Origin of the sequence: Pseudogracilibacillus auburnensis (assembly GCF_003201975.1) — a bacterium.
Classification (GTDB): Bacteria; Bacillota; Bacilli; order Bacillales; family Amphibacillaceae; genus Pseudogracilibacillus; species Pseudogracilibacillus auburnensis.
This window is the reverse complement of the sequence record NZ_QJJQ01000011.1, coordinates 151,067-159,679: the sequence shown is the minus strand read 5'-3', so window position 1 is coordinate 159,679 and position 8,613 is coordinate 151,067. Positions and strand designations below refer to the sequence as shown.

10 protein-coding genes are annotated in these 8,613 nt (G+C 34.9%); 6 read left to right on the top strand and 4 right to left on the bottom strand.

Features of this window, described 5'->3' with window-relative positions; all coding sequences use genetic code 11:
• Positions 1-98: 98 nt before the first annotated feature.
• Positions 99-575 carry a sigma-70 family RNA polymerase sigma factor gene (locus DFR56_RS15145; protein ID WP_110396286.1) on the bottom strand — a complete coding sequence of 159 codons (477 nt, stop codon included), beginning with the start codon at positions 573-575 and terminating at the stop codon, positions 99-101.
• Positions 576-834: 259 nt separating this feature from the next.
• Between DFR56_RS15145 and DFR56_RS15140 the strand changes: the two genes are divergently transcribed.
• Genes DFR56_RS15140 through DFR56_RS15130 form a run of 3 tightly spaced genes read left to right on the top strand, consistent with a single transcriptional unit; the run spans position 835 to position 2,375 of the window.
• Positions 835-1,185: a VOC family protein gene (locus DFR56_RS15140; protein WP_211320641.1), complete on the top strand. Its 351-nt coding sequence runs from the start codon at positions 835-837 to the stop codon at positions 1,183-1,185.
• A gap of 36 nt (positions 1,186-1,221) precedes the next feature.
• The gene (locus DFR56_RS15135) at positions 1,222-1,857 is read left to right on the top strand and encodes a GyrI-like domain-containing protein (protein ID WP_158525665.1); all 636 of its coding nucleotides are present in this window, start codon (positions 1,222-1,224) and stop codon (positions 1,855-1,857) included.
• 41 nt (positions 1,858-1,898) lie between these two features.
• A complete protein-coding gene (locus DFR56_RS15130) occupies positions 1,899-2,375 on the top strand; it encodes a Crp/Fnr family transcriptional regulator (protein ID WP_110396283.1) in 477 nt (158 codons plus the stop codon).
• Between the two features lie 361 nt (positions 2,376-2,736).
• Here the strand turns inward: DFR56_RS15130 and DFR56_RS15125 are convergent, their stop codons facing one another.
• On the bottom strand, positions 2,737-4,149 hold the full coding sequence (locus tag DFR56_RS15125) for a hypothetical protein (RefSeq protein WP_110396282.1): 1,413 nt from the start codon (positions 4,147-4,149) through the stop codon (positions 2,737-2,739).
• Positions 4,150-4,285: 136 nt separating this feature from the next.
• Between DFR56_RS15125 and DFR56_RS23735 the strand changes: the two genes are divergently transcribed.
• Positions 4,286-4,417, top strand: a complete 132-nt coding sequence (locus tag DFR56_RS23735; protein WP_280523465.1) for a hypothetical protein — start codon at positions 4,286-4,288, stop codon at positions 4,415-4,417.
• Between the two features lie 241 nt (positions 4,418-4,658).
• Here DFR56_RS23735 and DFR56_RS15120 read toward each other — a convergent pair whose 3' ends face one another.
• Positions 4,659-5,135 (bottom strand): Lrp/AsnC family transcriptional regulator, encoded by a 477-nt coding sequence (locus tag DFR56_RS15120; protein ID WP_110396295.1) that lies wholly within the window; start codon positions 5,133-5,135, stop codon positions 4,659-4,661.
• A 212-nt stretch (positions 5,136-5,347) separates the two neighbouring features.
• On the opposite strand from DFR56_RS15120, the gene DFR56_RS15115 reads away from it, so the two are divergent.
• Both DFR56_RS15115 and DFR56_RS15110 read left to right on the top strand, forming a co-directional pair.
• Positions 5,348-5,953 (top strand): PepSY domain-containing protein, encoded by a 606-nt coding sequence (locus DFR56_RS15115; RefSeq protein ID WP_110396281.1) that lies wholly within the window; start codon positions 5,348-5,350, stop codon positions 5,951-5,953.
• Positions 5,954-6,039: 86 nt separating this feature from the next.
• Positions 6,040-6,681, top strand: coding sequence for a phosphatase PAP2 family protein (locus tag DFR56_RS15110; RefSeq protein ID WP_110396280.1), 642 nt, complete (start codon positions 6,040-6,042; stop codon positions 6,679-6,681).
• Between the two features lie 314 nt (positions 6,682-6,995).
• Here the strand turns inward: DFR56_RS15110 and DFR56_RS15105 are convergent, their stop codons facing one another.
• The gene (locus DFR56_RS15105) at positions 6,996-8,468 is read right to left on the bottom strand and encodes an alanine/glycine:cation symporter family protein (protein ID WP_110396279.1); all 1,473 of its coding nucleotides are present in this window, start codon (positions 8,466-8,468) and stop codon (positions 6,996-6,998) included.
• Positions 8,469-8,613 lie beyond the last annotated feature (145 nt).

The following is an 8,613-nucleotide window of genomic DNA, read 5'->3' as shown; positions in this document are numbered from 1 at the left end:
ATCCCTAACGTAAAAAAGAAATAATCAAGAACCGCAGGAACTGCGGAGATAGCTTGGTGTATAAGAGAAACCACTGTGGGTAGTGTATGCCACCGCTCTCAAGTATGCTCTGTTCCCAAGAATCTCGTGACTTTAGTCATGAGAGGTTCAAACGCTGATTTTGGGTCTGTTGCCAAATCGATGCACTTTTTTAATTTCTTTCTTGATCGATGTAATATCGTATACATATTAGCTTGAGTGTCACTAATCATATCTGCTGTTTCCTGAGCAGTAAATTGGAAAACATCCATAAAAAGGACGATAACAAATTGTTTGACTGTTAAATACTCTGCCAATATTTCTAGTGATTCACAAATCTGAAAAAAATCTTCATGATCATTTCCCGGATACTTGTTTTCTTCAAAAGACTCAGTCGTCACTTTTTGTTTTCGCAATTGATCGATCCATGTATTTCGGGCAACTTGATAGAAAAAGCGCTTAGTTAATGTTCGATCAGGTTGCCGCTTTAATGCCAAATATAGTTTCATTAGCGTTTCCTGAAATAAATCTTCTCCTTCCCATTTATTTGAGGTCAGAGTAAAACGGAAGCAATTATTTGTTCAAAAGTGGATGAATGAATAGTTGACCTATTGTAATCCATATTTACCTCCTTACGGCTTTTGGAAATGAATTGAATTGTTTTAAAAATCTGTTTATGATAATAGGCATACAATAAAAGATCGGATGATCTCAGATTATTTAAAATAGAAAAATCTTATGATGATTATTCATATTATTACAGTGTTTCTTTATTTTGTAAACATCTTTTGTATATTTAGGAAGGGGTGAATAATATTGCATCCAATATCGAAAGAAATCGGTGCGATTTTTATTCCTGTTAGTAATATTGAAAAAGCACGTGATTGGTATACTGAACTTTTAGGATTACATACAGAAGGAGAAATATTGTATGATCATTTGTTTGTCATACCTATGGGAACAACGAATATTGTATTAGATAGTAAGATAAGTCGGCTAGAAAATAGGATTAATACACCATTATTTCATTTTAATACAGATAATATTGAAAGCGCCTTCCATTATGTGAAACAAAAAGGAATTGAGTTAACAACAGAAATTGAGCATGGTCATTGGTTCTGTTTTAAAGATCCTGATGGGAATCACTTAATGATCTGTGCATGTTAAGTATCAAGATTCATATGAATGAAGGGGGGGAGGAGTATGAAAAAGGTTGAAACAAAGCCACTTAAAACTCATGATCATCGTAAAATTCACAAAAACATATATCAAATGAAACAAGGTAACACCATGATTCAAGAATTGCCAGCATTGAAATTTGTTTCTCAGCGAATGGTAACTTCCTATCATATGGAATGGGATGGGCATCCAGAACCAAAGGATGAGAAATGGATTGCATGGAAAGTTGCAAACCAATTAAAACAAATAACAAAAAAGGAATTGGCATACAAGTTTAAACGCATGCCGCCAGAGATTGTTTGGCATAAAAAAGATAAAAATGGCAAATGGATAGTTGACCAAATGTTATTAGTTGCTGATTGTGTTACAGACGCTATGTATGATCGAGCGATCGAAAAAGTAAAAAAGAATCTACGTGTAAATGAATTACCGAAAATCACATTCGTAAAAACAAAACCAACTCTATGTGCACAAATATTCCACCTTGGTCATTACAGGGATACAAAGGAGTCGTTGCGAAAATTAACTAGTGAATTAGAGGAAAAAGGGTACCATGCAATCGGTGCTCACCGTGAAATATACTTGAAACCTGCCATGGCTTGTTACCCACCGGAAAAATGTGAAACAATTATCAGAGTAAAGGTGGAGAAAGTGGAGTAACCCTTGAAAAAACAATGGGTTAGCAATTTTACTATCTTCCATTGGCATTTAGTCACCCATTTTCAATTATTGGTGATATTGAACTTATTCAACATGTGCCAGTGCAATCACAAGTGGAAGCAATAAATCAATGTGTACTGATTGGATTATCTTTTACGTATATAAAGCAGCATGAAATGGATAATCCAAAGCTATTACAGAAGCTTCTGGCACATGTAAGTTATAAGTTGCAAACTTGTACAACGGCATCACGTGTTAATTTGTTGGCATCTGTTGAAAATAGATTCGCAAGTTATTTACTATCAACGAAGCTTGAAGATAATAATCAATTTGCGGTGGAACTGATAACAGCAAATATAGAAGAAATAGCAAATCTCCTTGGTACGACTTACCGCCATTTAAATAGAGTTATTCATTCCTTTGTCCAAAAGAACATTATAGTAAAGGACAAAAGCGCCATTCAAATAATAAATGTGCTGGAATTAGAGAAAATTGCTCAAGGGATTCACTATGAATAAAAACGTTGTACAGAGAAAGAGCTGGGACAACAAAAGTGTTTTATCAATGAGAAATCGGGACAATGATGGCTGCATATAACCTGCTCCGGGAAATATTTTCGCGCATGCTAAGGCGGCTGGTGACCCGCCGACGTAGAGGACGTACACATCACAAATCTTTACGGGGGGACGTACGAAGTGCAAACTCTTTTCGATGGGACGAGCATTTAGCTTAGTCCCAAATGCTCCGATGGAACAAGTAAGCATAGTCCCAGGACGTGACCGTTTCTAGCCAATCTGGAATCTACGTATATTTCCTCCGCTAAGGTAATGTATTGTTCGTCTTTAAAAGTAATTATTTTAGTTATGCATCAACCTTATATTACCAAAAGTGGATCATCGTTTGAATATAAGCTTGTACAAGGATATAAAAAGCAATGGCATATTTCCAGTTAAATCTAAACCCATTTGTAAATAAATTTAGCCCGTTCGATGCACTAAGGACAATAACAGGCATAATAACAGGAGAGATTAGAATCGAAATGACACTACCAGACGTTACGGCAAGTACAATAAGTTCAGGTGGGTACGGTAAAGCCATACTTTGCAGAATTCCTGCAACTAAAACCATGACCGTTAATGGACCTAATCCGAGAAATCCCAGTAAAACGACAAGGAAAGGTAGTAAGTACAACGAATTAATCAGTGGAAAATGATCTTGTATATAGTTCAGTCCACCGACAACGGCATTTGCAAATTCTGTATGCTTCAACCCATAGATTAAGACACCGACAGTCACCATCACATTTAATTGATATGCTTGATTTGTCATATCGCGTTTTACATAATCCCTAAAGACAAAAAACAGCTTGCGTCCTTTTCCTTTTACAAAATAAAACAGACAAACCCAAGCAATAATAACGATCGGAATAAGGAGCATTAATGGAAGAGGAAAAATAGCATGGATGACAAAGATTGATCCAAATAAGGTGAGAAAAAGGAGGAAAAATTCAATCACTTTTTTCACTTGGACTTCTTTACTCGAAGCATAAGAAAGGACATTTGTAAGCTCAGTCTGTAAAACAGGCGTGATCTCTACACCATATTTTTTTTCTTGAAAATAAGAAAAAATAACTGCCATCCATGTGCCGACCATGGCGATACAAAAGCCTTGCATGATGGCTATCCAAAGAGACGCACCTAATGTTTCAACAGCAAAAACAAAACTTGGAATACTGACGACCCAAAGTGTAGATAAACCGAATCCGCGTAATAAGGCCGTTCCTTTAAAATTTTCCCAAGCTTCTGTTTGATGATTTTTTAAAATAATGTGAGCGAATTGATACATCATCGTAATGGAACCGAATAATAAAAAATAAGCAATAATTTGCGTAAATGCTAGCAAACCAAAATAAAATCTTCGACTCGTATTGATCCATCGATAAAATAAACTCATAATGTCTTCTATATAGGGTTCTTCCCTCAGAACCCAACTAATTAACGGCACAATAATAAGAAGACCAATCATATTCCGCATTTGAAGTGTACCATGTAATATGCCATCAAGAAGTGGACTATCTGCATACAGTAAAACGAGAACACCAAGGATAAAAATAAAACTAGGTAATTTACATTGATTGATAGAAAGGTAGAAAATGGACAAGAAAAACATACATAACCCTATAATCGCTAAGCTATTAATGAGTATATTTATTTCAAAAAATGATGTAAAAAAATGGAGTATCGCATATGTAACAATAGTTATCTGTAATCCTATCTTTGCAAAATTTCTCATGTTTGTTTGTCAATTCCAATCCAATATTGTATAAATCCATTCTACCACTAAGCATTGAGATAGACAGTTTTTCCGTTTACATAAAGAAAGGTTTTTTCGGTTACAATAATATGGAAAAAATAATGGAGGTATCTAGATGGAAAAAGAAGAAATGGACGGGAACGAAAAAATTGATTCTGAAAAGGAAGTTGAGCATCAAATCGAAAAAGAAAAGAAAATAAAATCAGAGAAACTACGATTCAAAAATGCGGATGAAATATATGAATAAAGCATATAAAGAGGGTGGGACATAACGAAACGTTCCGCTTCGAAGACGAACGATAACAGGACAGAAGGCAATGACCCGCAGCGGATAACAACTTAAGCAGTTATGGACAATTGGCAACACGATTTTAAACCAGCCAAATGAAAAAATCCGAACGAATGAAAATTTTTATTGAAGAAATTTGAATCATCGTTCGGATTTCCCTAAAACTAAAACACTTTTGTCCCAGTCTTATTATTTAAGCTTAAAAAGGCAAGGCCGTTGTTGATTTCACTTCTTCATAGGATAAGCTTGTTTGAATTCCACTAATACTACCGTGAGAACTTAATTTATTTCCGATAAAGTTTTTTAGATCTTTGCTATCTTTAAGCACCACTTTTAGTAAGAAGTCGTATTCACCTGTAATATGATGGCATTCAAGTACCTCTGTCATTGAAATGATTGCCCCTTCAAATGCTTCTAGTTGTTCTGTTTGATGAATACTCGTTTTAACATAGATAAAACATAATAAGTCAAAACCAAGTTTTTCGCGGTCTAAAATGGTTACATAATTATTTATATATCCTTCATTTTCAAGCCTTTTTATTCTCCCATGTGTTGCCGGAGGAGAAAGATTCACTTTCTTAGCAAGGTCCACATTACTTAGTCCTGCATCAGATTGCATGGTTCTTAATAAAAGCTTGTCTATTTCATCTAACTCTTTGTTTGTTAATGAATCTATCATAATATCATCCTTATGTATATAATATTCAGTATTATATCAATTAATTAGAACAAAATAAAGTTTTTTGGATTATTTATTAATATTATTACCGGGTAAAATGAAGAAGTTCTAATGAAATTCTCATTATTTTATAAAGATATTCTCAGCTTTCTATTAGAACAAACGTATATGATTAGTATTGTAACAAATAATAAAGGAGGAACGAAAGAATGAAGAATCGAATGAAAAAATACCTCATTCCAATTTTAGCAACGACAGTCGTCATTGGGGGCGGCTATAAAATAGTTAATGCAGCAAATCAAGAGAGTGCCCCTGCTATAACAGAAGAGGGGGAACAAGCTGAAATAACACAACAAGACATAATCAAGGAAGATGAGGCAACAAAAATAGCATTAGAACAAGTCCCTGGAACGGTTAAAAAAGTGGAATTGGATGACGAAAATGGTTCACTTGTTTACGAGTTTGAAATCATTTCTGGAGATGGTCAAGAATTTGATGTTAAAATTGATGCTCTAACAACTACAGTATTAAAAGTGGAAGCCGATGATATAGACGATGACGCCGACGATGAAAAAGAAGAAGCTGCATTGGCCAAACAAGTAAAAGTTACGAAAGAAGAAGCAACAAAAATAGCGTTAGAAGAAGTTCCTGGTACAGTTAAAGAAATGGAGTTAGATGATGAAGATCATTTATTTGTTTTTGAATTTGAAATCCTTTCTAAAGACGGCAAGGAATATGACGTGAAAATTGATGCTCAAACTGGTAAAGTAATGAAAGTAGAACTAGATGATGAGGACGAAGAGGACGAGGATTAAGAAAAACGAAGAAGGTGTCGCGGAAAGAGCTATTTCCATGACACCTTTTTTTATAAAATGATGACTAATGTGAAGGGGTCTCGATTATGTATTCGGAGCATTTAAAGGCACTATTAATTGGGTTGTTTTTGCTAATTGGTTTTATGTTTATCACATTTTTTATTGGTCGACAACCTATTAGTCAATTCGATCGATCAATTATTTCATTTATCCAAGGATTTGAATCACCAGTATTGACATCTATGATGAAATTCTTCACATTTATTGGATCGTTTTCTGCTGTCCTCGTTATTTCTTTAATCATCGTATTGGTTTTGTTTTTCATATTAAAAGGCCGCTCCGACCTTATTTTGTTTACGATCGTAATAGCTGGAACACCACTTTTAAATAAAGTGTTAAAAATGTACTTTCATCGTGAACGTCCAGATTTGCATCGATTAATTGAAATAGGTGGATACAGTTTCCCAAGTGGTCATGCGATGAATGCTTTCTCCCTTTACGGCGTGTTAACGTTTTTACTTTGGAATCATTTTCGTAATCGGAAAAGTAGAATGATGTTAATTTTATTTAGTACGATTTTTATTGTTATGATAGGTGTAAGCAGGGTTTATCTTGGCGTACATTACCCCACAGATATTATCGGGGGATACTTAGCCAGTGGCATTTGGCTTACGATTGCGATTTGGGTTTTTAAGAGGTTTAATAGATCAAGTGGATATACAAAATAACAAATACTCCAATGAAGTAACAGAAAACAATTCCAAGTCTTTATTAATTGTTAGACTTTTCAATTTTCTATTTTGATCATCGAGGTATTTTTGAGAAAAATGAAATTGACAGATAGTAACATTAAGTTATAGTTGAAAGGTGTATAGGAAGAAAGTAATTCCTTTATGGAATGGTCTTTCTACTCTTTGTAGCTGGATATTCTAATAAGGAAGAGGTCGTAAAAAAACCTTAGAACACGTTTTTTTACGTAATTTCTAAGGTTTTAAAAACGGTAAGTATGATTTTAAATGTATAAAAGAATTGTCTATTCAAATTATTTTGAAGATGCCTTTTTCAAGGGTTCAGAACGGTTATCCGTTTTTCGTATTTCATTCTCCCAGTAATCAGCATTTTTTATGCCAAGCTTTAATGGATTAAAAGTAAGTTTACTCCCAGTTAGCAATTGTTGTTCATAGTCTTTTAATGCTGCCATAACAGGTTTAAATAATAGAACAAGCGCGATCATATTCATCCACGTCATAATACCGAGGCTAAAGTCAACCATAATCCAAGCAGCTTCTGATGTTCTAAAGCAAGTAATGAATACTGCAGCAAGCATGACAAATTTCATGAAATTGATTGGCCATTTCGAATTCTTATTTTTCATTAAATAGGCAATATTCGTTTCTGCCATATAATAAAAAGCCATAATCGTTGTAAAAGCAAAGAAAAATAATGCAATTGCAAGAAACGGTGCACCGAAACCAGGCAGAACGTTATCTACGGATAATTGTGTAAAGCTTGAATCTTCCACCTCGCCCGCGTAGTTTACAACGTATTCTCCACTAGGATCTTGAACGTTATAAACACCGGAGATTAAAATAATGAATGCAGTTACAGAACAGACGATAATGGTATCAATATAGACAGAAAAGGATTGGACTAAACCCTGTTCAACGGGATGATCTACTTCTGCGGCAGCTGCTGCATGGGCACCTGTTCCCATACCAGCCTCATTAGAATAAATACCACGTCTAACTCCCCATGCAATCGCAGCACCAATTAGACCTCCAAATGTTGAATCTAAAGCGAATGCACTTTTAAAAATTAGCGCAAATACTTCTGGAACGACATGAATGTTCATGATCATAATAATAAGAGCAACGATAATATAGCCAGCAGCCATAAACGGTACAACCACTTGAGCTACATTAGCAATTCGCTTCGTTCCACCAACAATAATGATACCAAGAACAACGACAAGAAATATACCTGTCACTAATCGATTCGTACCAAATGCATTTTCAAATCCTAATGCGATTGTATTTGCTTGTAATCCAGCATCAAACACACCAACAGCAACGATGGTAGCGATTGCAAAAAGAACACCAAACCATCTAAGTCCTGTTCCTTTCTCGATATAAAAAGCGGGTCCTCCTCGAAATTGACCATCTTTTTTTACCTTATACATTTGTGCAAGTGTCGATTCAACAAAAACAGTAGCAGCTCCCAAAAATGCCATCAACCACATCCAAAAGACTGCTCCTGGTCCACCTAAAGCGATTGCTGTCGCTACACCCGCAATATTACCCGTACCTACCCGCCCCGATAAAGCAAGTGTAAACGCTTGAAAAGGTGAAATTCCAGCATCAGAACTCTTTCCACGAAACATCGTTCTTAACATATTTTTAAAATGCCGAACTTGTACAAAACGTGTAATGATGGTAAACAGTAAACTTCCTATTAAAATAAAGTATGTAAGTGGGTTCCCCCATAAAAGATCTGCAATTTTACCGATAAAATCCATTGTAAAACCTCCTTGTTATGATTGAAGTAAGTGATGAATGTAAATAAATTTGAACAAACAGATTTTTCAGATACTTTTAGATGTAAAAAATATGGCTATTCATCCAGTAGAAGGACAACTGGATGAATAGCATTGTCATTATTTC

Bases quoted from the DNA above. Each gene is read 5' to 3' on its own strand.
- DFR56_RS15110 (WP_110396280.1), top strand. From the start codon at position 6,040: ATGTATTCGGAGCATTTAAAGGCACTATTAATTGGGTTGTTTTTGCTA.
- DFR56_RS23735 (WP_280523465.1), top strand. From the start codon at position 4,286: ATGGAAAAAGAAGAAATGGACGGGAACGAAAAAATTGATTCTGAAAAG.
- DFR56_RS15115 (WP_110396281.1), top strand. From the start codon at position 5,348: ATGAAGAATCGAATGAAAAAATACCTCATTCCAATTTTAGCAACGACA.
- DFR56_RS15105 (WP_110396279.1), bottom strand. From the start codon at position 8,468: ATGGATTTTATCGGTAAAATTGCAGATCTTTTATGGGGGAACCCACTT.
- DFR56_RS15125 (WP_110396282.1), bottom strand. From the start codon at position 4,149: ATGAGAAATTTTGCAAAGATAGGATTACAGATAACTATTGTTACATAT.
- DFR56_RS15135 (WP_158525665.1), top strand. From the start codon at position 1,222: ATGAAAAAGGTTGAAACAAAGCCACTTAAAACTCATGATCATCGTAAA.